The sequence below is a fragment of the Mycobacterium sp. NPDC003323 genome (genome assembly GCF_053589535.1).
Window position 1 is genome coordinate 20,896 of sequence record NZ_JBSFSB010000003.1, and the last position, 23,332, is coordinate 44,227.

Consider the following 23,332-nt stretch of genomic DNA (forward strand, 5'->3'; position numbering starts at 1 on the left):
TCGAAATAGCCTTTGTGCCAGCGGACTAAGCAGCCGGGCCGATGGCCTCGATGGAGGTCAGCAGACGCTCCTTGAACTTCTCGGGCAGCGGCACGTAACCGGCGTCCGACAGGCCGGCCTGGCCGTCGTTGGCGGCCACCGTCAGGAAGGACTTGACGGCTGCGGCGGTCTCGGCGTCATAGCCGTCCGAGCAGACGATCTCATAGGTCGCCAGCACCAGCGGGTAGGCGCCTTCTTCCTGGGTGCCGTACAGCGAGGCCAGGTCCAGGGTCAAATCGTTGCCCTCGGCGGCGAACTTGGCGGCGTCGATGGCCTTGCCGGCGGACTCGTCGGTCAGCTCGACGGCACCGCTGCCGTTGTCGATCTGGGCGTAGGGGACGCCGGCCTGATCGGCGAAGCCCTTCTCCACGTAGCCGATCGAGCCCGGGGTGGCCTGCACGGCCTGCACGACGCCGGCGGACTTCTGCGCGCCCTCGCCGGCGCCGCCCTGGAACTCGCTGCCGTCACCCTTGGTCCAGGCGCCACCGGAAGCGGCCTCCAGGTACTTCTGGAAGTTGTCGGTGGTGCCCGAGGAGTCGGAGCGGAAGATCGGGGTGATGTCGGTGTCGGGCAGGGTCTTGCCCTCGTTCAGCGCGGCGATCGCGGGATCGTTCCACTTGGTGATCTGGCCCTGGAAGATCTTGGCCAGCAGGTCGGCGTTGAGCACCAGGCCCTCGACACCCTCGACGTTGTAGGCCATGGCGACCGGGCCGAAGACCAGCGGCAGGTTCCACGCCGGGTTGCCACCGCAGCGCTCGGCGGCCTGCTGAGCCTGCTCGTCCTTGATGGCCGAGTCCGAACCGGCGAAGTCGACGTTGCCGGCGACGAACTGCTCGCGACCGGCGCCGGAGCCGGTGGGGTTGTAGGACAGGTTCTTGCCCTGGCACTGCTGGCTCCACACCTGGTTGAACAGCGCGATGGCATTCTGCTGCGCGGTGGAACCCTCGGCGGTCACGGAGTTCTTGCCACCACAGTCGGCGGACGACGCCGAACCGGACTCCGAACCGCTGGTGGCACTGCTGGTGCCGGCGTTGTTGTCGCTACCGCACGCGGTCAGCGTCAGGGCGGCGATCGCGGTCGCCGACAGTGCCATGCCGATGTTGAGCTTCACGAATCCCACTTTCAGTTGACGGCTTCAGACTCCGTGGCAACGTATTCGGCCGCGATGGACGGTCCGCGGACGGAAAGTGAACGAAAGGTGAACAGGTACAGCTAGTTCACAGCATCGCGGGCGTACGCTATATCGGCGCTGAATACGTCAAACCCCAGGCCGCGGTAAGTTTTCACGGCCGCCGCGTTGTTGCCCTCGACGTACAGTGTGACATCTGCCTCAGGCCCTAGCCGGGCGGCCAGATGATGCAGGCCCAGCAAAGTCAACTCCGCGCCGAGACCGCGGCCCTGGGCCGCCGGGTCGACGCCGACGACATACACCTCGCCGAGAGTCCGGTCGTGCACCTTGGTCCAGTGAAAACCCAACAACGTGGGGCCATCGAAGGCCAGGAAGATTCCCTCTGGGTCGAACCAGGACTCGGCCCGGCGTTCGGCGATCTCGGCTTCGGTCCAGCCGCCCTGCTCGGGATGCCAGGAGAAGGCCGCGTTATTGACGCGCAGCAACTCCTGGTCGTCGGCAGGCCCGGCGTAGGTGCGGATGTCGTGTCTCGGCGTGAGCGGCGGCAGATCGGCCAATGGCCGCCGCATCTGCAACAGTTCACGAACGGCGTGTAAACCGAGGGTGGCCGCGGTGGCCCGCGCCGCGGGTAGGTCACCGTGCGCCCAGATCCGGGTCCCTGGGCCGCCGGCATCCAGACCGGTGCCGATCAGTCGTGCGCCGATACCGCGGCGGCGGAAGTCCGGATGCACCACGGCCTCGGCCATCTCGGTGCCGAGATTCAGATACCCGACGATCGCGTCGTCCTCGATGGCCACCAGGTGGCGGGTGTCGTCGCGGGTGAGTTCGCGGCGCACCTGATCCCCCACCGGGTCCACGCCGTCATGGGCGGCGGCCGTCGCGATCAGGTCGGTGATCCGGGACCGGTCATCGGCCGACAGCCCGGTTCGCCAGCCGATCACTGGCTGCGCAGCGGGTCGAGGGACTCCGCCGCCGAGCCGAATTCGGGGTCATTGAGATCGTCGTCGAGCTCCTCGTCGAGATCGTCATCGGCCGCCGGTGCGGGTGCGCGGCCACGCGCCGGCCGGACCGCCTTGTAGCCCACGTTGCGGACCGTCCCGATCAGCGATTCGTACTCCGGGCCGAGCTTGGCGCGCAGCCGTCGCACGTGCACATCCACGGTGCGGGTGCCGCCGAAGAAGTCGTAACCCCACACCTCCTGCAGCAGCTGCGCCCGGGTGAACACCCGCCCGGCGTGCTGCGCGAGGTACTTCAGCAGTTCGAATTCCTTGTAGGTGAGGTCGAGCGGACGCCCACGCAACCGCGCGGTGTAGGTGCCCTCGTCGATGACGAGCTCACCGAGGGTCACCTTGCCGACGGTCTCCTGGTCGGCGACACCGCCGCGACGCCCGATCAGCAGCCGCAACCGCGCATCGATCTCGGCGGGCCCGGTGCCCGGTAGCAGGATCTCGTCGAGCCCCCACTCGACATTGACGGCCACCAGACCGCCCTCGTTGACCACCGCGACCACCGGGATGGAGGTGCCGGTGGTGCCGAGCAGCCGGCACAGCCCCCGCGCCGCCGCCAGGTCGGTACGGGCGTCGACGATCGCCACGTCGGCGGTGCCGGCCTCCAACAGCGAGGACACCTCGGTCGGCGCGACCCGGACGTTGTGCGCCAGCAGGGACAACGACGGCAGCACGGCGTCGGGATGCGGATCGACGGTCAGTAGCAACAGTTCCAAGGGGCCCTCCAGCGTCCTGAATCATCTCCCGGACATCGGTGTCGGAGGTCATCTTGCAGATTCATGGCTGACACGTGGCCGTTACGACCGACGATCGCATCACGATACCGTGCCACCTGGCACTTAGCAGACCTGAAGGCAAGGGCGCTGGGTCCCGGCCGCGCCGGTGCGCCAGAATGATCGGGTGCGTAGGGTGCTGATCGGTGTCGTCTCGACCATCGTCGCGGTGATCACCGGCGCCGTCGGCACCGACTTCGGGGCCGCCATCTACGCCGAGTACCGATTGGCCCGCAGCGTGCGCGACGCCAACCAGCTCAGCTTCGACCCGTGGGTCAGCATCCTGGGCTTCCCGTTCAGCACGCAGGCGCGTGCGCACCGCTACGACGAGCTGGAGATCCGCGCCGCCGGCGTCGCGCACCCGGTGACCGGCAGGGTGTCGCTGGAGGCCACCCTGCACCAGATCGACCTGACCGAGTCGAGCTGGCTGATCGGCCCCGATGCCGTGCTGCCGGTCGGCAAGGCCGAAGGCCGCATCATCTTGGACTCCACCCATGTGGGCCGCTATATCGGCATGTCCGACCTGTTGGTCGAGGCGCCCACCTCCGAAACCGAGGACGGGTTCACCGGTGTCACCGAGTCCGGCATCTCCAGCGGCGAAGATCTGGTCTTCACCGGCACCCCCGATGTCGCGGGTGTCGACGAGCGGGTCAGCGTCGCGGTGGACCTGACCCTGGCCGATCCCGGTGACACCACCCTGGTGCTCACGCCGACGGGGGTGCTGACCGGTCCGGGGACCGCCGGCGTGCCGGTGCCCGATGACAAGACGGCTGCGGTGCTGGACGCGTTCCGCGGCCGGATCCCGGGGCTGCGGCTGCCGTTCGCGCTGCAGCCGACCGCCGCCGGCGCGCGCGGATCGGACCTCATCATCGAGGGCATCGACGACGGTCTGACGCTGCGCCTCGACGAATTCCGGCAGTCATGAGCACCTCGATGGCCATCGTGATCGTCGTGGTGATCGCCGTGCTGGGGCTCGGCTACATCGTCGGGCGACTGCTGACCCTGCGATCGGGCATGCTGCGCGCGGCCGACGCGGCCACGAACGTCGACACCACCGGACTGGGCCTCTCCTCGGACGGCCCGACCATCCTGCATTTCACCGCGACCTGGTGCGGCCCGTGCGCCGCGGTGCGTCGCGTCGTCGAACAGGTCTGCGCGCAGCTTCCGACGGTCGCCCACGTCGAGATCGACATGGACGAGAATCCCGAGGCGGCGCGACGGCTTTCGGTGCTGTCGCTGCCGACGACGATCATCTTCGACGCGCAGGGGCATCCGAGGTACCGGACGACCGGCGTCCCCAAGGCCGCTGACCTGCAGTCGGCGCTGAAACCTCTATTGGCCTGACGGCGGTGCCACCAGGTATCGTGTCGGGCGTGACCGCCCGTCTTGAGCTTCTGCTCACCAAGCGCCGCGCAGTTGATCTGTGCCGCACCGCGGGTTGTTGCTGTTGTTGTAGCTGCTGAGTAGCCGCGCCTTCGTCTTGGTGCGCCGCTCTCACGAGGCGCCTTCGTGGCCTGTCCAGTCCAGCCAAGCAACAGGAGCTTTCACCATGTCAGCCAGTCCCGACCAGGTCGATGTCCGCGGTCCGCGGTTCGCCGCGTGGGTGACCGCTGCCGTGCTCGTCGCCACCCTGATCGTCTCGGCGCTCGACGTCACGGCCGCGGCGGTGATCCTGGGTCTACAGACCGCGGTGTTCGCCCTCGGCGCCACCCTGGGACCGCGCCGGCATCCGTACGGCCGGGTGTATGCAGCCCTGATCGCCCCCCGTTCGGGTCCGGTCACCGACCGTGAGCCGGTTCCGCCACTGAAGTTCGCCCAGCTGGTCGGCTTCGCGTTCGCGTTGGTCGGCACGTTCGGGTTCGCGCTGGGGGCACCGGTGGTCGGCCTGGTGTCCACCGCTTTCGCGTTGTTCGCCGCCTTTCTGAATGCGGCCTTCGGCATCTGCCTGGGCTGCTTGCTCTACCCGCTCGTCTCGCGGTTCCGCCGCATCCCCGCCTGATCTTCTCAGTACCAACCAACCGAAAGGAACCACTTCATGGCACGCTCCGACGTCCTGGTCTCCACCGACTGGGCCGAGAGCAATCTCGACGCGCCGAAGACCGTCTTCGTCGAGGTCGACGAGGACACCTCCGCCTACGAGGGCGGACACATCGCCGGCGCCGTCCGACTGGACTGGAAAACCGAGCTGCAGGATCAGGTCAAGCGCGACTTCGTGGATCAGCAGCAGTTCTCGAAGCTGTTGAGCGACAAGGGCATCAGCAATGACGACACCGTCATCCTGTACGGCGGCAACAACAACTGGTTCGCCGCCTACGCCTACTGGTACTTCAAGCTGTACGGCCACGAGGACGTCAAGCTGCTCGACGGTGGCCGCAAGAAGTGGGAACTCGACGGCCGCCCCCTGGTGACCGACGTCGCGGACCGTCCCTCCACCTCCTACACCGCCGCGGCCCCGAACAACGACATCCGCGCCTTCCGCGATGAGGTCATCGCCGCGATCAACACCAAGAACCTGGTGGACGTGCGCTCCCCCGACGAGTTCTCCGGCAAGATCCTGGCCCCGGCGCACCTGCCGCAGGAGCAGAGCCAGCGCCCCGGGCATATCCCCGGCGCAATCAACGTTCCCTGGAGCAAGGCGGCCAACGAGGACGGCACGTTCAAGTCCGACGAGGACCTGGCCAAGCTGTACGCCGAGGCCGGTCTGGACGGTGACAAGGAGACCATCGCCTACTGCCGCATCGGTGAGCGTTCGTCGCACACCTGGTTCGTGCTGCAGGAACTGCTGGGCCACAAGAACGTCAAGAACTACGACGGTAGTTGGACGGAATACGGCTCCCTGGTGGGAGCCCCGATCGAGTTGGGAAGCTGATTATGTGCTCTGCACCGAAACAAGGACAGACGTTGCCGGCCGGTGTCGACCTGGAGAAGGAAACCGTCATCACCGGTCGCGTGGTCGACGGCTCCGGCCAGACGGTCGGCGGTGCCTTCGTGCGCCTGCTGGACGCCAGCGACGAGTTCACCGCCGAGGTTGTCGCCTCGGCCACCGGTGACTTCCGCTTCTTCGCCGCCCCCGGGACCTGGACGCTGCGCGCCCTGTCGCCCGCGGGCAACGGTGATGTCAGCATCAGCCCGACCGGTGCCGGCATCCACGAGATCGACGTCAAGGTCGCTTAAAGAGGTCCACTCGGTCACCGCGCTCGGGCCTCGACTCGAGCGCGGTGACCACTGGCGTTAGGATCACCATCGTGGTTCTGTTCTTCGAATTCCTGCTCGTGGTGGCCGTCGTCGTCATCACCTGGTTCGCGCTGTACGCCGTCTATCGGCTCGTCACCGACGAGGGGTGAACGCCGACGGCGAGGGCGTGACTCCCGGCTCGGGTGACCGGGCGGTGGCCGCCGCGGCCGAACGGGCCAAGATCACCGCGGCCCGCAACATCCCCGCGTTCGACGACCTGCCGTTCCCTGCCGATACCGCGAACCTGCGCGAGGGCGCCGACCTGCATCCCCGGCTGCTGGCCCTGCTGCCGCTGGTCGGCGTGTGGCGCGGCGAGGGTGAGGGGCGCGACGCCGGCGGCGATTATCACTTCGGGCAGCAGATCATCGTCTCCCATGACGGTGGTGACTATCTGATCTGGGATTCCCGGTCCTGGCGGCTGTCGGAGACCGGTGAACTCATGGGCACGGGGCTGCGGGAAACCGGCTATTGGCGGTTCGTCAGCGACCCGGCCGACCCGGACGAGACCCAAGCCATCGAACTGCTGTTGGCCCACGCCTCCGGGTACATCGAACTCTTCTACGGCACGCCGTTGAACCAGGCGTCCTGGGAGTTGGCCACCGACGCGCTCGCGCGCAGCAAGTCCGGCCAGTTGGTGGGCGGTGCCAAGCGGCTGTACGGGATCGTCGAGGGCGGCGATTTGGCCTATGTCGAGGAGCGGGTGGACGCCGACGGCGGCCTGGTACCGCACCTGTCTGCACGGCTGACCCGCTTCATCGGCTGAACTCTTTACCCCGAACCCTCCCCAGGAACGGAGCAGCCCCCGAGCCGTTTGATCTTGGTTGGACCAACCAAGGGCTCGGGGGCCGGGTGGCTGCTTGGTATTCGCCAGCGCTCGCAGGTCGCGCGATACGCGTGTGCGAAGAGCCAAGAAGCTCGTCACACTCCTGGTGCTGCTAGCTAGCAGCCACCTCACATGTCCGTAAGTCACTCAATTTGTCGGACCACCTCCCTTCCTGTGTACGAGCGACCGTACTCCCGAATACCGAGCCCGACAACCGAATTAGCGTGTGATCGCCATATCGACCAGCCGCGCCACCGCGGCGGCCGCCGGCGCCGGCGCCAGGGCGACACCGTCGAGCGTGTGCACGCGGGCCGCCAACGTCACCGCCGACAGCAACCAAACACCTTGCGCCGCAAACAGATCGGTGAGGGTCACGGGGCGGAAGGCGCAATCCGGTGCGATATCGAACAGCGCGGCCACCGTGGTACCGGCCAATATCGGCAATGTCGGGGGCGGGCTGAGCAGAGTTTCGCCCATAGCGATCAGCACCGAGGATCGCGGACCCTCCAGCACCCGGCCCTGCGTATCGACGTAGATGGCATCGGCGGCGCCGCGCCGGTGCGACTCCCGCAGCGCCGCCGAGTTCAGGGCATAGGACAGCGATTTGGCGGCCGTCAGTGGGCTTCGGGGACCCGGGTCCAGCGTTATCGCGGCCAGTCCGTCGCGGCGCGCCGCCACCGCGCGCTGCGGCACCGACGACACCGTCACGAACGACACCTCGCGGCCGTGGACCAGCCGCAGCACACCGTCGCCGGCGGACCACTGCGCCACCGCGGTCCGCACCGCCGAACGCCAGCGGTCCGCGTCGGGGCCGGGCATGCCCGCCACCGCCGCCGAGGCGCCCAGCCGCACCAGGTGGGCGTCCAGCAGGCAGGGCCGGCCCCCGCGCAGCAGGACGGTCTCGAAAACCCCGGCGCCGCGGCGCAGCATCGGGTCGGCCGCCGCGATCAGCGGCTCGGTGGGCGCCCGCACCAACCCGTCGAGGGTGACCACCACATCCGCCGATCGGGGCGCCATTCGCGCAAGAGTAGCGGCCGTAGCATGGCGGTATGTCCGCAGTTCCCGCTCCCGACACCGGACCCGACGCCGGCGCGATCTGGCACCATGGCGATCCGCTCGGCGAGCAACGCGCCGCCGCCGGATCCGCCGTGGTGGTCGACCGCTCGCACCGGGCCACTCTGCAGTTGACCGGCGCCGAGCGCCGCAGCTGGCTGCACACGATCTCCAGTCAGCACGTCAGCGATCTGCCCGACGGGGCGGTCGCGGAGAATCTGAGCCTCGACGGTCAGGGCCGTGTGGAAGATCACTGGCTGCAGACCCAGCTCGACGGTGTCACCGTGCTGGACACCGAATCCTGGCGCGGTGAACCGCTGCTGGCCTTCCTGCGCAAGATGGTGTTCTGGGCCGATGTCGCGGTGGAGCCGGCCGAGCTGGCGGTGCTGTCGCTGCTGGGCCCCGCCGTGCCGAAGGCACTGGCCGACCTGGGGCTGGTGATACCCACCGCGCCGTGGACCGCGGTGTCGCTGCCCGACGGGGGCTTCCTGCGCGTGGTGTTCGGCGACGAGTACGACCTGGTGGTACCGCGTTCGAGCAAGGACGGTTGGCTCGACCGCCTACGCGGTGCCGGCGCGCAGTCGGCCGGTGTGTGGACCTATGAGGCGCATCGGGTGGCGGCATCACGTCCCCGGTTGGGCGTGGACACCGACGAACGGACCATCCCGCATGAGGTCGGCTGGATCGGCGGGCCGGGCGAGGGCGCGGTGCACCTGGACAAGGGCTGCTATCGGGGCCAGGAGACCGTCGCTCGGGTGCACAATCTCGGCAAGCCCCCGCGGATGCTGGTCCTGGTGCAGTTGGACGGATCGACCGAGCGGCCGGTCACCGGGGACCCGCTGCTGGCCGGCGGGCGCGCCGTGGGCCGGCTGGGCACCGTGGTGGAGCATGTCGACGACGGGCCGATCGCGTTGGCGCTGGTGAAACGGGGCCTGCCGGTCGACACCGAGCTCACCACCGGAGGTGAGGTGGCCGTCGCGGCGGCCATCGAGGCCGACTCCATGCCCGACACCGATCACGTCGGTGCCGGACGGCTGGCGGTCGAGCGGCTGCGCTCCGGTGGCCGCTAGAACCGCCCCAGGCAGGGCCTACCAGCGCCCCGCGCCGGGGCACGGTAAAGTATCGGCAGGACAATAAACACACACAGATCGGAGCCGCCTGCACGTTGGGCCGCTCCGTTATTGCGCGAGGGGGTCCCCTATGGGCCGCGGCCGGGCTAAGGCAAAGCAGACCAAGGTTGCTCGTGACCTGAAATACAACACGCCGGAGACTGATTTCGAGCGGCTACAGCGCGAACTGTCCAACAGCGGTCGCAGCAACGGCAGCGTCGACGACTTCAACGGCGGTGCCGATGACCTCGCCGACCGCTATGCCGACGAGGACGACTGGCGGCGCTGACGCGCCCCGGCGTCCCCGCGGCTGACGATCAGAACCGCGGGTGCCGCCCGACGAGCTGAGCTCGCACCCCATCCTTGTCACCCTTGGCGACGGTCCCGACCGTCCAGCAGGCGAGGTGGCGCGCGGTCAGAATCGCCAACGCGCGATCGGTGTCCTCCGGCGCGACGATGGCGACCATGCCGACGCCCATGTTGAACGTCTTCTCCATCTCGGCGCGTTCGATACGCCCGCGCTGGGCGATCAGACCGAAGACGGGCGCCGGCGTCCAGGTGCCGCGGTCCAATTCGGCCGTCAGGCCGGGCGGGATGACGCGTTCCAGGTTGCCGGCCAGTCCGCCACCGGTGACATGGCAGAACGTGCGCACCTGCGTCTCGGCGGCCAGCGCCAGGCAGTCCTTGGCGTAGATGTAGGTCGGCTCCAGCAGTTCCTCACCGAGGGTGCGGCCGAACTCCTCGACGTGCCCGGCCAGATCCATCCGGTCGATGTCCAGTAGCACCTTGCGCGCCAGCGAGTAACCGTTGGAGTGCAGCCCCGTCGAGGCCATCGCGATGATGACATCGCCGGGCTTGACCCGGTCGGGGCCCAACACGTCATCGGCCTCGACGACACCGACGCCGGTGGCCGAGATGTCGTAGTGGTCGGGCTCCATCAGACCCGGATGCTCGGCGGTCTCGCCACCGAGCAGCGCGCAGCCGGCGAGCACACAACCGTCGGCGATGCCGGACACGATCGCGGCGACCCGTTCGGGCACGGTACGGCCGACGGCGATGTAGTCCTGCAGGAACAGCGGTTCGGCACCGCACACCACCAGGTCGTCGACAACCATCGCGACCAGGTCCAGGCCGACGGTGTCGTGCTTGTCCATTGCCTGGGCGATGGCCAGCTTGGTGCCCACGCCGTCGGTCGAGGAGGCCAGCAGCGGCTCCCGGTAGCCGTCACGCAGGGCGAACAGGCCGGCGAAGCCGCCCAGTCCCCCGCGGACCTCGGGCCGGGTCGCCTTCTTCGCCAGTGGCTTGAACAGCTCGACGGCGCGGTCCCCCGCCTCGATGTCCACTCCGGCCGTTGCATACGAGATGCCGTGTTGTTCGTCGTGCCCCTGACCCATGTCAGCGACCCGCTCGTTGAAGCTCGCTCATCGCGCCCAAGGCTACCCGGTCAGGGCCCGCCCACCGCACCCAGCGTCGACGCCGGGGCCTACCTCGTGCGGTCCCGGTGGGTCAGGGCCGCAGGGCGTCGGCGGCGCCGCCGGGAGCCTTGACCGACTCCAGCGGGATACCGGTGCGCGCGGCGTTGGCCAGCATGTGCTCCACGACGTTCTTGCCCAGCGCCGATTCGCCCGGCAGTTCGATCGGGTAGTCGCCGTCGAAGCATGCCGAGCACAGCCGCGACGCGGGCTGTTCGGTCGCCGCCACCATGCCGTGATGGCTGATGTAGCCCAGGGTGTCGGCACCGATGGCACGGCGCACCCCTTCGAGCATCTCGGTCTCGTCGGCATCGTCGCTCGCCGAATTGGCGATCAGCTCGGCCGGGGTCGCGAAGTCGATACCGTAGAAACACGGCCATTTCACCGGCGGTGAGGCGATACGCACGTGCACCTCGACCGCGCCGGCCTCGCGCAGCATCCGGATGAGCGCGCGCTGGGTGTTACCGCGCACGATCGAATCGTCGACGACGATCAGGCGCTTACCGCGGATGACCTCTTTGAGCGGGTTGAGCTTGAGCCGGATTCCCAGCTGACGGATGGTCTGCGAGGGCTGGATGAACGTGCGCCCGACGTAGGCGTTCTTCATCAGCCCCTGGCCGTAGGGGATGCCCGAGCCCTGCGCATACCCGACCGCAGCCGGGATACCCGACTCCGGGACACCGATGACCAGGTCGGCATCCACCGGGTTCTCGGCGGCCAGCCGGCGACCGATCTCCACCCGGGTGGCATGCACCGAACGGCCGCCGATGACGCTGTCCGGGCGGGCCAGGTACACGTACTCGAACACGCAGCCCTTGGGCGTCGGATTGGCGAACCGGGTGGACCGGACCCCGTCGGCGTCGATGGCCAGCAGCTCACCGGGCTCGATATCGCGGACGAAGGAGGCACCGACGATGTCCAGCGCGGCGGTCTCCGACGCCACCACCCAGCCGCGGTCCAGCCGGCCCAGCGACAGCGGACGCACACCGTGCGGGTCGCGGGCGGCGTAGAGGGTGTTCTCGTCCATGAAGGTCAGGCAGAACGCGCCACGCACGGTCGGCAGCAGTTCCAGGGCGGCCTGTTCCAGCGACGAGTCGGCGGCACCGTGGGCCAGCAGCGCACCCAGGATGTCGGAGTCGGTGGTGGCGGCCGGGGCGCCGCGGGTGTCGATCAGCCCGGCTTCACGCGCCCGCGTCGCCAGTTCGGCGGTGTTGACCAGATTTCCGTTGTGTCCCAGCGCCACCCCGGTACCGGCCGCGGTGTTGCGGAAGACCGGCTGGGCGTTCTCCCATGTGGTGGAGCCGGTGGTCGAATACCGGCAGTGCCCGACGGCGACGTGGCCGTGCATCGCCGCCAGCGTCTGCTCGTCGAAAACCTGAGAGACCAGGCCGAGATCCTTGAACACCAGCACCTGCGAACCGTCGGCGACTGCGATACCCGCGGCCTCCTGGCCGCGGTGCTGCAGCGCATACAGGCCGTAGTACGTGAGCTTGGCCACATCCTCGCCCGGAGCCCAGACGCCGAAGACGCCGCATTCTTCTTTCGGGTCCTTCTCTTGCGGCTCTACCGGCTCGAAGGTCACGATGGCTGCTCCCTGGGGCTGTGGGTGACGTCGCCCAGTGTACGGCCCCGCAACCCCAAAAATTCAAGCGGAGGATGGAATTCATCACACCGCGAACGGGGGACAGCCCCATGTCGGTGCCCGTGTCCGGGAACTACCGTCAGCTGACGTGTGGCATCCAGTGACGAAGGTCGCATTCCGGTTCTGCGTCCTGTACTTCGGTGTGTTCTGTCTGTGGTTCGCCCAGATCACCTACGCGTCCGTCGGGGTGTTCGCCTTGTGGCTGCCACCGGAGGCCGTGATCTGGCAGATGAAGCTGACCGACCCGGTGACCGGTTGGGTGGGCCGCACCCTGTTCGGCGTCGACACGACACTGCGGCTGGATTCGGGCAGCGGGGACCAGGCCGCAATCTGGGTGGCGCTGGCGTGCCTGTTGCTGATCGCGCTCGCCGGTACCGCGGTGTGGTCGGTCCTGGACCGTCGACGCACGGACTACACCCGGTTTGCCGTGTGGTTCACCATGTTCCTGCGGCTGTGCCTAGGCGGGCAGATGTTGCTCTACGGTTTCGCCAAATTGATTCCCACCCAGATGCCCGCGCCACCGCTGGCCAGTCTGCTGCAGCCCTACGGGCAGTTCAGCCCGATGTCGGTGCTCTGGCTGCAGGTGGGCAGCTCCCATCCCTACGAGATGGCCCTGGGCGCGGTGGAGGTGGTGGCCGGACTGCTGCTGTTCTGGCCGCGGACCGCGGTGCTGGGTGCGCTGCTGAGCCTGCTGGGCATGGGGCAGGTGTTCCTGCTCAACATGGCCTTCGACGTGCCGGTGAAGATCCTGTCGTTCCACCTGCTGCTGATCAGCCTGGTCCTGCTCGCACCGCATATGCGGCGGCTGACGAATGTGCTTGTGCTGAACCGACGAAGCGACCCGGCGCCGGTTCCGCTGCTGTTCGCCGCGGAACGCCCGAACCGGATGGCCACCGCCGCGCAGCTGGTCCTGGGCATCTGGATCGCGATCGGCTTCGCCGCGGTCGGCTGGCAATCGTGGCACGAGTACGGCGACGGCCGGACCAAACCCGAGCTCTACGGCATCTGGGCAGTCACCGACTTCCAGGTCGACGGGCGCCCCTCGGCACCGCTGACCACCGACGAATTTCGATGGGACAAACTGGTTTTCGACAAGCAAGAGGTGGCCACCATCCAACGGATGGACGGCAGCCTGCGTGACGCGCCGGTGCAGGTGGACACCGCGGCCGGCAGCATCGCGATGACGACCCCGCTACCGCCGCCCGACGGGATGACCGCCCCTGTCCCGGATCCGGCACCGTTCGCCGAGTTCCGCTTCGACCGGCCGGCGCCGGATCGCCTCGAACTGACCGGCGAAGTCCAGGGACGCCCGGTCCGCATCTCGCTGGACGCGGTCGACCTGTCGAGCTTCCCGCTGCGCAACCGCGGCTTCCACTGGGTGCAGGACTATCCCTACCTCCGCTAGTCGTCCAAGGCGACCAGCGGGAGCCACTGCGCGATCTCGGCCGCCCGCGACCCCGACAGGTGCAGTCCGGCGGCGTCCATCCCGGCCTGCCCGGTGACCAGTAGCAGCCAGGTCCGCGGGTCGGTCTCCACCACATTGGGCGGCGTCCCACGGGTGTGCCGCGGACCCGGGATGCACTGCACCGCGGCGAACGGCGGTATCCGCACCTCGACGCTGGCCCCCGGCGCCAGCGCGGCCAACGTGCGTGCGGTCAGCCGTACCGCGGCCGCCAGCTCGGCGCGCTGCGGGGCGGGGTGTCGGTCGTCGCGCAACCAGTCCGCCACGGCCAGCACCGCGGCGCGTGTCTCTGCCGGATCTACCGTGCGACGGGCCACCATCGGATTAGTGTCGCAAAGTGGCCCTCACCGACCGGTCGGCACCGCCGTACCGGAGCGCGGGCGCGATCGCGCTGGTGTTGCTCACCCTCGCCGCAGTACTGATCTACCAGCAGTTCCGTGGCGAGTTCCGGTCCCGGGTCGATCTCACCCTGCTGTCGCCGCGTGCCGGCCTGGTGGTGGACCCGGGATCGAAGGTGACGCTCAACGGGGTCGAGATCGGCCGCGTCAGCCGCATCGCCGCGACGCCGTCCGGTCAGGCCCGACTCACCCTGCAGGTCGACCCCCGTCATCTGTCGTTGCTGCCGGCCAATATCGCGGCCGAGATCAAGGCCACCACCGTCTTCGGCAATAAGTACGTGGCGCTGAGCTCACCCGAAGATCCTGTCGCACAACGGATCGGCGTCGGCGGTGAGATCACGGCCAGGTGGGTCAGCACGGAGTTCAACTCGCTGTTCGAGACGGTGATGGCGATCGCCGAGCGGGTCGATCCGGTGCTGCTGAACCAGACACTCACCGCGACGGCGCAGGCGCTGAACGGGATGGGCGACGGATTCGGCCGGTCCCTGTCGGATGGCAACACCATCCTGGCGGCGCTCAACGAACAGATGCCGCAGTTTCGCCGCGATGTGCGGGGGTTGGCCGCGCTGGCCGACACCTACGCCGACGCCGGACCGGACATGTTCGATGCGCTGGCCGCCGCGGCCACCACCGCCGCGACGGTCCACACCGAACGCGGCGCGGTCGATCGAGCGCTGATGGCGGCCATCGGCGTCGGCGACACCGGGACCGACATCATGGCGCGCGGGGGCCCCTATCTGATACGCGGCGCCCAGGACCTGATCCCCACCGCGACACTGTTCGACTATTACAGCCCGCAACTGTTCTGCACGCTGCGCAACTATCACGACGCCGCTCCGCTGATGGCACAGGTCTTCGGCGGCGACAACGGCTTTTCGCTGGCGTCGGCAGGGACCATCTTCGGCCTCGGCGGGGTGGGCAACCCCTATGTGTACCCGGACAACCTGCCGCGCGTGAACGCCCGCGGCGGACCGGGCGGGCGGCCGGGGTGCTGGCAGAAGATCACCCGCGAACTGTGGCCGGCACCGTATCTGGTGATGGACACCGGCCTGTCCATCGCGCCGTACAACCATGTCGAACTCGGCTCACCGATCTTCGCCGAGTACGTGTGGGGTCGCCAGATCGGTGCGCCCACCATCAATCCGTGAGCCTTGACCTCAACGATAATTGAGGTTCTACGGTGGCGACATGACCTTCAAACCACACGAGATCGCCTTCCTGGAAGCCACCGATCTGGGCCGCCTGGCCACCGTGCGCCGCGACGGCACGCCGCAGAACAGCCCAGTCGGTTTCAGCTACAACGCGACACTGGGCACCATCGACATCGCCGGATACCAGATGTCCGACAGCCAGAAATTCCACAACATCGGGCACAACCCGAAGGTGGCCTTCGTGGTTGACGACATCTACTCCCGCGATCCCTGGCGGGTGCGCTGCCTGGAGATCCGCGGCATCGCCGAACAGGCATGGATCGGCCCCGCCGTCGGGAAGTCCGGTGACGAACTCGATACCGCAATCATCCGGATAACGCCCACCCGCATCATCAGCTTCGGTATCGACGACACCGACACCGACCCGCACGCCCTGGTGGCCGACAGCCGTAACGTCTAGGCACCCTTGTCGTCCGGGTCCGATGTGCGCTCCAGTTCGGCGCGGATCCGCTCGGTGTCGGCCGGTGTCCAACCCGGCGGCGGTGCCACCGCGACCCAGCCGTCGAGCACGGTGTCGCCGTAGTTGTGGCCATGCCCGTCGGGCACCCCGGAGGCATTGGTCATATCGGCGCTCACCTGCCAGAACGTGACGATCGGGTACCAGCGCATCGATGCGGTGCGGTCCTGCCCGGGTGGCTCGGTGAGCCAATCCGGTCGGGAGAACAGCAGATTCGGCGACCACCACACGACGGGGTCGGAGGCGTGCTGCAAGAACAGCACCCGGGTGCCCTGCCATGGCGGCTCCGCGACGCGCCGGACGTCGGCCGGATCGGCGGCCTGCGAGAAACGCACGGTGCTGCCGTTGTCGTATCGAGGTTGCACCTCGGGGGTGCCCGGGTCACGGCGCTGCACCAGCCCGCTCCACAGCGAACTCTCGTGCGGCGGGCCCACCCACAGCACGCCCGAGAAGTCCTTCTCGGCGATATCGGGTAGCCAGCCGAATGCTCCCTGTCCGGCATAGGACCCCAGACTCTCGCCGTACAGCAGAAGTTTCGGGCGGTCGTTCTCGGGCAGGCGGGCCCAGCGCTGATGGATCCCGTCGATCATCGCGCGCGCCGAGTCCACCGATTTCTCGCGATCACCGAGGAACGAGATCCAACTCGGCAGATACGAATACTGCATCGCGACCAACGCGGTGTCACCGTTGTACATCGACTCCACCGCCTGCGCGGCAACGGGATTGACCCATCCGGTGCCGGTGGTCGGGATGATCACCAGCACCTCGCGGTCGAAGGCTTCGGTGCGTTCGAGCTCACTGAGCAGCACCGCCACCCGGCCCTCATCGGTGTCGGCGGTCTGCAGTCCCGCGTAGACCCGGATGGGTTCGGCCGCCGGCCGTCCGTTGAGCCGGGTCAACTCGGCGGCGTCCGGCCCGCCGCTGACGAAGCTACGCCCCTGATAGCCCAGCGAGTCCCAGGACGCGAAGGAGGTCGGGCTGCCCGAGCGTTCCGGCGCGGTGGGACGGCTGACATCGGCGGCGCTGGTGGCGTTCTGGGGCTGGAAGACGCGGCTGGCGCCGGCCAGGAAGCCACGGTAGAGCACACCGTTGACCAGCATCACCACCAGCACCACGACCAGCGCGGTGCCGATGAAGAACGCCACCTCACTGTGCAGGCGCCAGCGCCGGATGAGCATGCGTGCAAGGAGTTTGACCAGATCGATGAGAACTCGCCAGGTGGCGATGCAGGCGGCGCCGAACAGCACGGCCAGCACGGCGGTGCGCAGGTAACTCGGCGTCGACGGACCCTCGATACCCATCAGCGTCGATACCTGCCGCTGCCACCGAGCGGCGGGGACCAGGATGACCACCGCCGCCGTCAGGGCACCGGCCACCACGAGCCCTTTGAGCACGGTCAGCGCCCGGTTGTCGGGTGGCCACCAGGACCGTCCGCGCAACACGAAGCGGCGCAGCAGCTTCGACAACAGGACGCCGATGCCGTAACCGATGGCGGCGTTGATCCCGCCGATCAACCCGGCGAACAACCAGTCCCGCGGCAGCAGCGAAGGCGTGAGCGACAGACAGAAGAACAGGGCACCGACGGCGAAGCCACCGAAGTCCAGACGGACCAGCCTCCACGCCCAGACCAACAATGGGTGGCGGAGTCTGGTCCCGTCGATCACCCGAACAACCCGGGCAGCACGCCCTCGGAGGTGGCTCGCAATTCGTCGAGGGTGATGGTGAACTGCCCCTGGACTTCCAGCGAGTTGCTGCCTTCGTCGGACACGCCCACCCGGTCCACCGGCAGTCCGCGCGCCTCGCACATGGACCGGAACCGGCTCTCCTCGGTGCGGGGCACCGCCACCAGGACGCGGCCGGCCGATTCGGAGAACAGGAAGACGAACGGATCGACCCCCTCGGGCAGCACCAGCCGGGCACCGGTCTCACCGGCCAGCGCGGCCTCGACGACGGCCTGGATCAGGCCACCCTCACTGAGATCGTGTGCGGCCGAGACCAACCCGTCGCGCGATGCGGCCGTCAGCACCTCGGCGAGCAGCTTCTCGCGCGCCAGGTCGACCTTCGGGGGAACCCCGCCGAGGTGATCGCCGGTGACCTGCGCCCAGATCGACCCGTCGAACTCGTCATGGGTGTCACCGAGCAGCAGCAGCGTCTCGCCGGGCTCGTTGCCCAGCCCGGTCGGGATGCGCCGGGCGACATCGTCGATCACGCCGAGCACCCCCACCACCGGGGTGGGCAGGATCGCGGTGCTGCCGGTCTGGTTGTAGAAGCTGACGTTGCCGCCCGTGACCGGGATGCCCAGTGCAGCACAGCCGTCGGCCAGCCCACGGACCGCCTGGGAGAACTGCCACATGACACCCGGATCCTCCGGCGAGCCGAAGTTCAGGCAGTTGGTCACCGCGACCGGGGTGGCCCCGGTCACCGCGACATTGCGGTAGGCCTCTGCGAGTGCCAGCTGCGCACCCGTGTACGGGTCGAGCTGGGTGTAGCGGCCCGAGGCGTCGGTCGAAATGGCGACACCGCGGCCGGTCTGCTCGTCGATGCGCAGCACACCACCGTCGGCATGCTCGGCCAGCACGGTGTTACCGCGCACATAGCGGTCGTACTGCTCGGTGATGAACGCGCGGCTGCACAGGTGTGGGCTGCCCAGCAACGCCAGCAGGGTCGCCTTGAGCTCCTCGCCGGTGGCCGGGCGGGCCAGCTTGGCCGAGGTGTCGGCGATCAGCGCATCCTGGGTGTCCGGGCGCGCGACCGGGCGCTGGTACACCGGGCCCTCATGAGCAACGGTGCGCGGCGGCACGTCCACGACGGTCTCACCATGCCAGGTGATCTCGAGGCGATCACCATCGGTGACCTCGCCGATGACGCTGGCCAGCACATCCCATTTGCGGCAGACGGCCAGGAACTTCTCGACGTTTTCCGGTGTGACGACCGCACACATCCGTTCCTGCGATTCGCTGGACAGGATCTCGGCCGGGGTCATATCGGCGGCGCGCTGCGGGACCGCATCCAGCTCCACCCGCATGCCACCGTCGCCGGCGGAGGCCAATTCAGAAGTGGCACATGACAATCCAGCCCCACCGAGGTCCTGGATGCCAACCACCAGATCGGCGGCGTAGAGCTCCAGGCAGCACTCGATGAGCACCTTCTCCATGAAGGGATCGCCGACCTGCACGGCGGGCAGTTTCTTGCGACCCGGACCGGATCCTTCGTCACCGCCGAAGGTCTCACTGGCCAGCACCGACACCCCGCCGATACCGTCCAGGCCGGTGCGGGCGCCGAACAGGATGATCTTGTTCCCGGTGCCCGAGGCGAAGGCCAGGTGCAGGTCCTCCTTGCGCAGCACGCCCACACACAGCGCGTTCACCAGCGGGTTGCCGGCATAGGACGGGTCGAAGACCGTCTCACCGCCGATATTGGGCAGGCCCAGGGAGTTGCCGTAACCGCCGATACCGCGCACCACGCCGTCGAGCACCCGGCGGGTGTCGGGCGCATCGGCGGCACCGAAACGCAACTGGTCCATCACCGCGACCGGGCGGGCACCCATGGCCATGATGTCGCGGACGATGCCGCCGACACCGGTGGCCGCACCCTGATAGGGCTCCACGTAGGACGGGTGGTTGTGCGATTCGACCTTGAAGGTGACCGCCCAGCCGTCGCCGATGTCGACCACGCCGGCATTCTCGCCGATCCCGGCCAGCATACCTGCGCGCATCTCGTCGGTGGTGGTCTCACCGAAATAGCGCAGATGCACCTTGGAGGACTTGTAGGAGCAGTGTTCGCTCCACATCACCGAGTACATGGCCAGCTCGGCGTCGGTGGGGCGGCGGCCGAGAATCTCGCGGATCCGCTGGTACTCGTCCTCCTTGAGGCCCAGTTCCCGGAAGGGCTGGGGCTGGTCGGGCGACGCTGCGGCGCGCTCGACGGTATCGATTTCCTGCGGGTGCGCGGATGTCACCGGGACAGTTTATTCGCTCCGCGCACGGGCGAACGCCCGCGCCGCCACCGGGGCCCCGAACCCGTGCAGCAGCACGCTGCCCAGCACCATCACGACCATGGTCAGCAGGACGATGTGCTCGTCCGGATCGTCGAGCACATTGAAGGCCAGCAGCCCCAGCACGATGGCCGCCGCACCGCGCGGCCCGAGCCAGCCGAGCAGCAGACGCTCGGGCCAGCTGAACCGCGACCCCAGCATCGCCATGGCCACCGGGACCATCCGCACCAGCGTCAGGGCGAGCAGGCAGAACACCACGATGCCCACGGTCAGGCCGGCTTTCCAGTACGCGATCAGCAGCACGCCGCCGAACACGAACCACATCAGCGCGCTCAGCAGGAAGCCGACGTCCTCGATGAGTTCGAGATCACGTTCGGCGTCCTCGGTCCGCCGGAAGTAGTGATAGCCGATACCGCACAGGAACGCTGCGACGAATCCGTTGGCGTGCACGCCCAGGCTCAGGGTGTAGGCCAGGGCCGGCGCGGCGACGGTCAGAATGCGTTTGGACTGTTCGGTCATCAGGCCGCAGCGCCCGGCCAGATTGGCGGCCAGCGCCAGTCCCCCGCCGACGCACAGTCCGACCACGATGGCCTTGGCGGTGTGCGGGAATGCGTCGCTCACCGCCTCCCATGCCGTGCCGGCGTCGGCCTCGATATCTGCGACGATGAGCGCAAAGACGAAGATCGGCGAGATGATGCCGTCGCTGTAGCCCGCCTCGACGTTGAGCAGATCCCTGACCCGGCTCGGGATCCGGCGGTCCCGCACGATCGACGGCGCCGGAGCGAAGTCGATCGGCACCGCGATGCAGGCGATGACGACCAGGGTCGCCAACGACAGACCGGGCAGCAGCCAGGCGCCGAGCAGCACCGCCAGCCCCATGCTCAGCGGTAGCGCGATGAACAGCAGCCGGATCGCCGCCCGCGGGTACGCGCCGAACATGCCGTCGCGGATGGCGTTGGCGTCGACGAACAGCAGGACGGCCAGGATGATCTCGGCCGCATGCTGAGCCGTTTCGGAGTTCAGCGTGTCTGCCAGCGAGCCGTGGGTGAAGTACTCCACCAGGGCGCCGGCGACGACGAGGAACAGCGGTGCGGTGATTCGCCAGCGCTGCAGTCGCCCGGCCGACAGCGCCCATGCGGCCAGCACGGACGAGACGATGACGAACGACAGCAGCACGCGTGCGATCTTGCCAGCGGGTGCCGGCGTTCACTCCGGAACCGGGATCAGGTCCCCGAGACGCAGAACGCGTTGCCCTCCGGGTCTGCCAGCGTCACCCACTGGAACTCCTCGCCGAAGCTGTTTCGCCCCGTTTCGGTGGCCCCGAGACCGACCAGCCGGGCGACCTCGGCCTCCTTGTCACCCGAGTGGAAGTCCAGGTGCACCTTGTTCTTGCCAGGCGTGGGGTCGGGCACGCGCTGGAAGCCCAGCGCGGGACGGCCTTGTTGGGTCACCATGACGAATTCGCCTGGTGCGACGGCGTTCACATCACCGCCGGCGGCCTTGGACCACCAGTCGGCCAGGCCGTCGGGATCCACACAGTCGAACGTGATCATCTCAACGCTAAGGGTCATGTCTCGACCCTAGGACACACGTGTGACAACCTCGGCGGGATTGGCCGACGCCACCGGTGGGCACTATCGGAGGATGCAGCGGTTGGTGTTCGACGGCCACATTGCCGGATTCGGCACCGAGGCCGGTATCCGGTTCGTGGTCGGGGTATGGCGGTCCTCCCCGTTCGGCGCTTTCGCCGATGTGATGGTGCAGACCGCCGACGATGTACGCATCCTGCTCGCACCCGATGACCAGATCGCCGAGTTCGTCTCGGCCACATACTCGTTCGACCGTGTCCGGATCGGACCCGTCGAGGCCGCGGTGGGTTCGGACCGGCTGACCGTCGGCACGGCCGACCTCGCTGCCACGGTGATTCTCGGCGGTCCCGCCCGGTTCGACAGGCTGCTGCGCCTGGTGCCCGCACCGTTGGCGCGCGCGCCGTGGTGGTTGCGGATGATCAGCCCGATCGCCGGGGTGCTCGTGCCCGGTGTGCACACCGCGGGCACCGCCGGGAACGGTCGCCGCGAGTACTACGGGGTGCGTCGCACCCGGCATGTCGAGTCGGTATCCGGGACGTTCGACGGAACAGCGCTGGGCGGGACCGCTGACCTGCACCCGCCGGTGGGCTTCGGGTTCTCCTCGGCGCCGACAAATCCTCAGGTGGTGACGGTCACCACCACGATCGACCTTCCTTAAGGCGTCAGGAAGGCCTGCAGCGCCGCGGAGTAGTCGGCGACATCGCGGGCGCCCATCACCTCGCGCGCCGAGTGCATGGCCAGCTGCGCGGCGCCCACGTCGACGGTCGGGATACCGGTGCCCGCCGATGTCATGGGGCCGATGGTGGATCCGCAGGGCAGGTCGGCGCGGTGTTCGTAGCGCTGCAGCGGCACCCCGGCCTGCGCGCAGGCCAGTGCGAACGCCGCCGCGGTGCGCCCGTCGGTCGCATACCGCAGATTGGGCTGCACCTTGAGCACCGGGCCGCCGTTCACCTCGATCAGGTGCCCGGGCTCGTGCCGCTCCGGGTAGTTCGGGTGGGTGGCATGGGCCATGTCCCCCGACGCCACCATCGACTGCGACAACCGCCGCAAGAAGTCCTCGCGCGTGCCGCCGGCGGCCAGGGTGATGCGCTCCAGCACCGTGAGCAGCAGATCGGACTGGGCACCGTGATCGGACTGCGAGCCGACCTCCTCGTGGTCGAACAGCGCCAGCACCGGCACATGGTCGGTCGGTGACGCGGCCAGCAGCGCCTCCAGCCCGGCGTGGCAGGTGGCCTGGTTGTCCAGCCGGGGGGCGCTGACGAAATCGCCGTCCACACCGGTGACCGCCGACGGCATCAGGTCGTGGGTCATCAGGTCGAAGCCGAGCACATGGTGTTCGGCGACACCGGCCCGCTCGGCGACATAGCCGAGGAACGAGCGGCGCTCACCGACGCCCCAGATGGCGTTGACGTGGCGTTGCGGGTCCAGGCTGACGCCCTTGCGGTCCTCGGACAAATGGATCGCCAGTTGCGGGACGCGCAGGATCGGGTCATCGATCCGGACCAGCCGATGCTCGATCCGATTGCCCGTTCGCACCGACAGTCGCCCGCTGATGCCGAGATCCCGGTCCAGCCACGAGTTGAGCCAGGCGCCGCCATAGGGCTGCAGCGCCACCACCCGCCAGCCGGCGATCACCCGGTCGGGATGCTGCTTGACCCGCAGATTCGGGCTGTCGGTGTGCCCGCCGACGATTCGGAACGGCCTGTCCCCGACACCGGAGTCCCAGGCCACCAGGGAACCGGCCCGCACCACGAAGTGCTTCCCGCGGGCGGGCCAGGCGTCGGCCTCGGACAGTTCGGTGTAGCCCGCGGCGCCGAGTTGCTGCGCGGCGGTGGCGCATACGTGGAACGGCGACGGCGAGGCATCGATGAACGCGCACAGGCTCTGGGGGCTAGCTGCCATCTTTGTATCTTGGCCCGCGCGGTCGCACCGGGTGACGC

The 23,332-nt window shown here is 68.5% G+C and carries 25 protein-coding genes; 13 read left to right on the forward strand and 12 right to left on the reverse strand.

Translation table 11 applies throughout. The features are described from left to right. Positions 1–25: 25 nt before the first annotated feature. From pstS to ACWDUN_RS09645, 3 genes are all read right to left on the reverse strand, one after another. Positions 26–1,132 (reverse strand): phosphate ABC transporter substrate-binding protein PstS, encoded by a 1,107-nt coding sequence (gene pstS, locus ACWDUN_RS09635; RefSeq protein ID WP_449928791.1) that lies wholly within the window; start codon positions 1,130–1,132, stop codon positions 26–28. Positions 1,133–1,251: 119 nt separating this feature from the next. After that, positions 1,252–2,109, reverse strand: coding sequence for a mycothiol synthase (gene mshD / locus ACWDUN_RS09640; protein WP_449927864.1), 858 nt, complete (start codon positions 2,107–2,109; stop codon positions 1,252–1,254). Beyond that, a complete protein-coding gene (locus ACWDUN_RS09645; protein ID WP_449927866.1) occupies positions 2,106–2,891 on the reverse strand; it encodes a winged helix-turn-helix transcriptional regulator in 786 nt (261 codons plus the stop codon). The genes mshD and ACWDUN_RS09645 overlap by 4 nt, the downstream gene beginning before the upstream one ends. A gap of 166 nt (positions 2,892–3,057) precedes the next feature. Between ACWDUN_RS09645 and lmeA the strand changes: the two genes are divergently transcribed. The 7 genes from lmeA to ACWDUN_RS09680 all read left to right on the forward strand — a co-directional run bounded on the left by lmeA (position 3,058) and on the right by ACWDUN_RS09680 (position 6,945). After that, a complete protein-coding gene (gene lmeA / locus ACWDUN_RS09650; RefSeq protein ID WP_449927868.1) occupies positions 3,058–3,873 on the forward strand; it encodes a mannan chain length control protein LmeA in 816 nt (271 codons plus the stop codon). Beyond that, the gene (locus ACWDUN_RS09655) at positions 3,870–4,292 is read left to right on the forward strand and encodes a thioredoxin family protein (protein ID WP_449927870.1); all 423 of its coding nucleotides are present in this window, start codon (positions 3,870–3,872) and stop codon (positions 4,290–4,292) included. Before lmeA ends, ACWDUN_RS09655 begins: the two co-directional genes overlap by 4 nt. A gap of 29 nt (positions 4,293–4,321) precedes the next feature. Beyond that, the gene (locus ACWDUN_RS09660) at positions 4,322–4,411 is read left to right on the forward strand and encodes an Ms5788A family Cys-rich leader peptide (RefSeq protein ID WP_449927872.1); all 90 of its coding nucleotides are present in this window, start codon (positions 4,322–4,324) and stop codon (positions 4,409–4,411) included. Positions 4,412–4,497: 86 nt separating this feature from the next. Beyond that, on the forward strand, positions 4,498–4,947 hold the full coding sequence (locus ACWDUN_RS09665; protein WP_449927874.1) for a DUF4395 domain-containing protein: 450 nt from the start codon (positions 4,498–4,500) through the stop codon (positions 4,945–4,947). Positions 4,948–4,983: 36 nt separating this feature from the next. Continuing rightward, on the forward strand, positions 4,984–5,817 hold the full coding sequence (locus ACWDUN_RS09670) for a sulfurtransferase (protein WP_449927877.1): 834 nt from the start codon (positions 4,984–4,986) through the stop codon (positions 5,815–5,817). Positions 5,818–5,819: 2 nt separating this feature from the next. Further along, a complete protein-coding gene (locus ACWDUN_RS09675) occupies positions 5,820–6,122 on the forward strand; it encodes a DUF1416 domain-containing protein (RefSeq protein WP_449927879.1) in 303 nt (100 codons plus the stop codon). 166 nt (positions 6,123–6,288) lie between these two features. Then, positions 6,289–6,945, forward strand: coding sequence for an FABP family protein (locus ACWDUN_RS09680; protein ID WP_449927881.1), 657 nt, complete (start codon positions 6,289–6,291; stop codon positions 6,943–6,945). A gap of 279 nt (positions 6,946–7,224) precedes the next feature. Here ACWDUN_RS09680 and ACWDUN_RS09685 read toward each other — a convergent pair whose 3' ends face one another. Beyond that, on the reverse strand, positions 7,225–8,022 hold the full coding sequence (locus ACWDUN_RS09685; RefSeq protein ID WP_449927883.1) for an aminodeoxychorismate lyase: 798 nt from the start codon (positions 8,020–8,022) through the stop codon (positions 7,225–7,227). Positions 8,023–8,054: 32 nt separating this feature from the next. Here ACWDUN_RS09685 and ygfZ point away from each other — a divergent pair, with 32 nt between their 5' ends. After that, the gene (gene ygfZ / locus ACWDUN_RS09690) at positions 8,055–9,128 is read left to right on the forward strand and encodes a CAF17-like 4Fe-4S cluster assembly/insertion protein YgfZ (protein ID WP_449927885.1); all 1,074 of its coding nucleotides are present in this window, start codon (positions 8,055–8,057) and stop codon (positions 9,126–9,128) included. Between the two features lie 130 nt (positions 9,129–9,258). Next, complete coding sequence (locus ACWDUN_RS09695) at positions 9,259–9,456, forward strand: DUF3073 domain-containing protein (protein WP_449927887.1); 198 nt, start codon at positions 9,259–9,261, stop codon at positions 9,454–9,456. A gap of 28 nt (positions 9,457–9,484) precedes the next feature. Here the strand turns inward: ACWDUN_RS09695 and purM are convergent, their stop codons facing one another. Together purM and purF are read right to left on the reverse strand one after the other, a co-directional pair. Continuing rightward, positions 9,485–10,561: a phosphoribosylformylglycinamidine cyclo-ligase gene (gene purM / locus ACWDUN_RS09700; protein WP_449927889.1), complete on the reverse strand. Its 1,077-nt coding sequence runs from the start codon at positions 10,559–10,561 to the stop codon at positions 9,485–9,487. A 112-nt stretch (positions 10,562–10,673) separates the two neighbouring features. Beyond that, a complete protein-coding gene (purF, locus tag ACWDUN_RS09705) occupies positions 10,674–12,221 on the reverse strand; it encodes an amidophosphoribosyltransferase (RefSeq protein WP_449927890.1) in 1,548 nt (515 codons plus the stop codon). Between the two features lie 148 nt (positions 12,222–12,369). On the opposite strand from purF, the gene ACWDUN_RS09710 reads away from it, so the two are divergent. Beyond that, positions 12,370–13,686, forward strand: a complete 1,317-nt coding sequence (locus ACWDUN_RS09710) for a DoxX family protein (RefSeq protein ID WP_449927892.1) — start codon at positions 12,370–12,372, stop codon at positions 13,684–13,686. On the opposite strand, the gene ACWDUN_RS09715 is transcribed toward ACWDUN_RS09710, so the two are convergent. After that, positions 13,683–14,063: a sterol carrier family protein gene (locus tag ACWDUN_RS09715; RefSeq protein ID WP_449927894.1), complete on the reverse strand. Its 381-nt coding sequence runs from the start codon at positions 14,061–14,063 to the stop codon at positions 13,683–13,685. The genes ACWDUN_RS09710 and ACWDUN_RS09715 overlap by 4 nt on opposite strands. A gap of 17 nt (positions 14,064–14,080) precedes the next feature. Between ACWDUN_RS09715 and ACWDUN_RS09720 the strand changes: the two genes are divergently transcribed. After that, positions 14,081–15,289 carry an MCE family protein gene (locus ACWDUN_RS09720; protein WP_449927896.1) on the forward strand — a complete coding sequence of 403 codons (1,209 nt, stop codon included), beginning with the start codon at positions 14,081–14,083 and terminating at the stop codon, positions 15,287–15,289. 40 nt (positions 15,290–15,329) lie between these two features. After that, on the forward strand, positions 15,330–15,752 hold the full coding sequence (locus ACWDUN_RS09725) for a PPOX class F420-dependent oxidoreductase (RefSeq protein ID WP_449927898.1): 423 nt from the start codon (positions 15,330–15,332) through the stop codon (positions 15,750–15,752). On the opposite strand, the gene ACWDUN_RS09730 is transcribed toward ACWDUN_RS09725, so the two are convergent. From ACWDUN_RS09730 to ACWDUN_RS09745, 4 genes are read right to left on the reverse strand one after another with little or no spacing between them, the layout of a single operon-like run. Further along, entirely contained in the window at positions 15,749–17,473 is a 1,725-nt protein-coding gene (locus ACWDUN_RS09730; RefSeq protein ID WP_449927899.1) for an alpha/beta hydrolase, read from the reverse strand. The two genes, ACWDUN_RS09725 and ACWDUN_RS09730, sit on opposite strands and share 4 nt — an antisense overlap. Then, positions 17,470–19,743 carry a phosphoribosylformylglycinamidine synthase subunit PurL gene (purL, locus tag ACWDUN_RS09735; protein WP_449928793.1) on the reverse strand — a complete coding sequence of 758 codons (2,274 nt, stop codon included), beginning with the start codon at positions 19,741–19,743 and terminating at the stop codon, positions 17,470–17,472. The genes ACWDUN_RS09730 and purL overlap by 4 nt, the downstream gene beginning before the upstream one ends. Before the next feature lie 33 nt (positions 19,744–19,776). Beyond that, the gene (locus ACWDUN_RS09740; protein ID WP_449927902.1) at positions 19,777–20,979 is read right to left on the reverse strand and encodes a cation:proton antiporter; all 1,203 of its coding nucleotides are present in this window, start codon (positions 20,977–20,979) and stop codon (positions 19,777–19,779) included. 47 nt (positions 20,980–21,026) lie between these two features. Next, complete coding sequence (locus ACWDUN_RS09745) at positions 21,027–21,374, reverse strand: VOC family protein (RefSeq protein ID WP_449927904.1); 348 nt, start codon at positions 21,372–21,374, stop codon at positions 21,027–21,029. A 22-nt stretch (positions 21,375–21,396) separates the two neighbouring features. Between ACWDUN_RS09745 and ACWDUN_RS09750 the strand changes: the two genes are divergently transcribed. After that, a complete protein-coding gene (locus ACWDUN_RS09750; RefSeq protein ID WP_449927906.1) occupies positions 21,397–22,050 on the forward strand; it encodes a hypothetical protein in 654 nt (217 codons plus the stop codon). On the opposite strand, the gene ACWDUN_RS09755 is transcribed toward ACWDUN_RS09750, so the two are convergent. Continuing rightward, positions 22,047–23,294 (reverse strand): M18 family aminopeptidase, encoded by a 1,248-nt coding sequence (locus tag ACWDUN_RS09755; protein ID WP_449927908.1) that lies wholly within the window; start codon positions 23,292–23,294, stop codon positions 22,047–22,049. The genes ACWDUN_RS09750 and ACWDUN_RS09755 overlap by 4 nt on opposite strands. Positions 23,295–23,332 lie beyond the last annotated feature (38 nt).

What these genes read in the sequence shown, in the direction of transcription:
- ACWDUN_RS09685 (WP_449927883.1), bottom strand. Translation starts at nt 8,022, where the DNA reads ATGGCGCCCCGATCGGCGGATGTGGTGGTCACCCTCGACGGGTTGGTG.
- ACWDUN_RS09670 (WP_449927877.1), top strand. Translation starts at nt 4,984, where the DNA reads ATGGCACGCTCCGACGTCCTGGTCTCCACCGACTGGGCCGAGAGCAAT.
- ACWDUN_RS09675 (WP_449927879.1), top strand. Translation starts at nt 5,820, where the DNA reads ATGTGCTCTGCACCGAAACAAGGACAGACGTTGCCGGCCGGTGTCGAC.
- ACWDUN_RS09745 (WP_449927904.1), bottom strand. Translation starts at nt 21,374, where the DNA reads ATGACCCTTAGCGTTGAGATGATCACGTTCGACTGTGTGGATCCCGAC.
- ACWDUN_RS09715 (WP_449927894.1), bottom strand. Translation starts at nt 14,063, where the DNA reads ATGGTGGCCCGTCGCACGGTAGATCCGGCAGAGACACGCGCCGCGGTG.
- ACWDUN_RS09665 (WP_449927874.1), top strand. Translation starts at nt 4,498, where the DNA reads ATGTCAGCCAGTCCCGACCAGGTCGATGTCCGCGGTCCGCGGTTCGCC.
- ACWDUN_RS09755 (WP_449927908.1), bottom strand. Translation starts at nt 23,294, where the DNA reads ATGGCAGCTAGCCCCCAGAGCCTGTGCGCGTTCATCGATGCCTCGCCG.
- pstS (WP_449928791.1), bottom strand. Translation starts at nt 1,132, where the DNA reads ATGGCACTGTCGGCGACCGCGATCGCCGCCCTGACGCTGACCGCGTGC.
- purM (WP_449927889.1), bottom strand. Translation starts at nt 10,561, where the DNA reads ATGGGTCAGGGGCACGACGAACAACACGGCATCTCGTATGCAACGGCC.
- ygfZ (WP_449927885.1), top strand. Translation starts at nt 8,055, where the DNA reads ATGTCCGCAGTTCCCGCTCCCGACACCGGACCCGACGCCGGCGCGATC.
- ACWDUN_RS09695 (WP_449927887.1), top strand. Translation starts at nt 9,259, where the DNA reads ATGGGCCGCGGCCGGGCTAAGGCAAAGCAGACCAAGGTTGCTCGTGAC.
- ACWDUN_RS09725 (WP_449927898.1), top strand. Translation starts at nt 15,330, where the DNA reads ATGACCTTCAAACCACACGAGATCGCCTTCCTGGAAGCCACCGATCTG.
- ACWDUN_RS09655 (WP_449927870.1), top strand. Translation starts at nt 3,870, where the DNA reads ATGAGCACCTCGATGGCCATCGTGATCGTCGTGGTGATCGCCGTGCTG.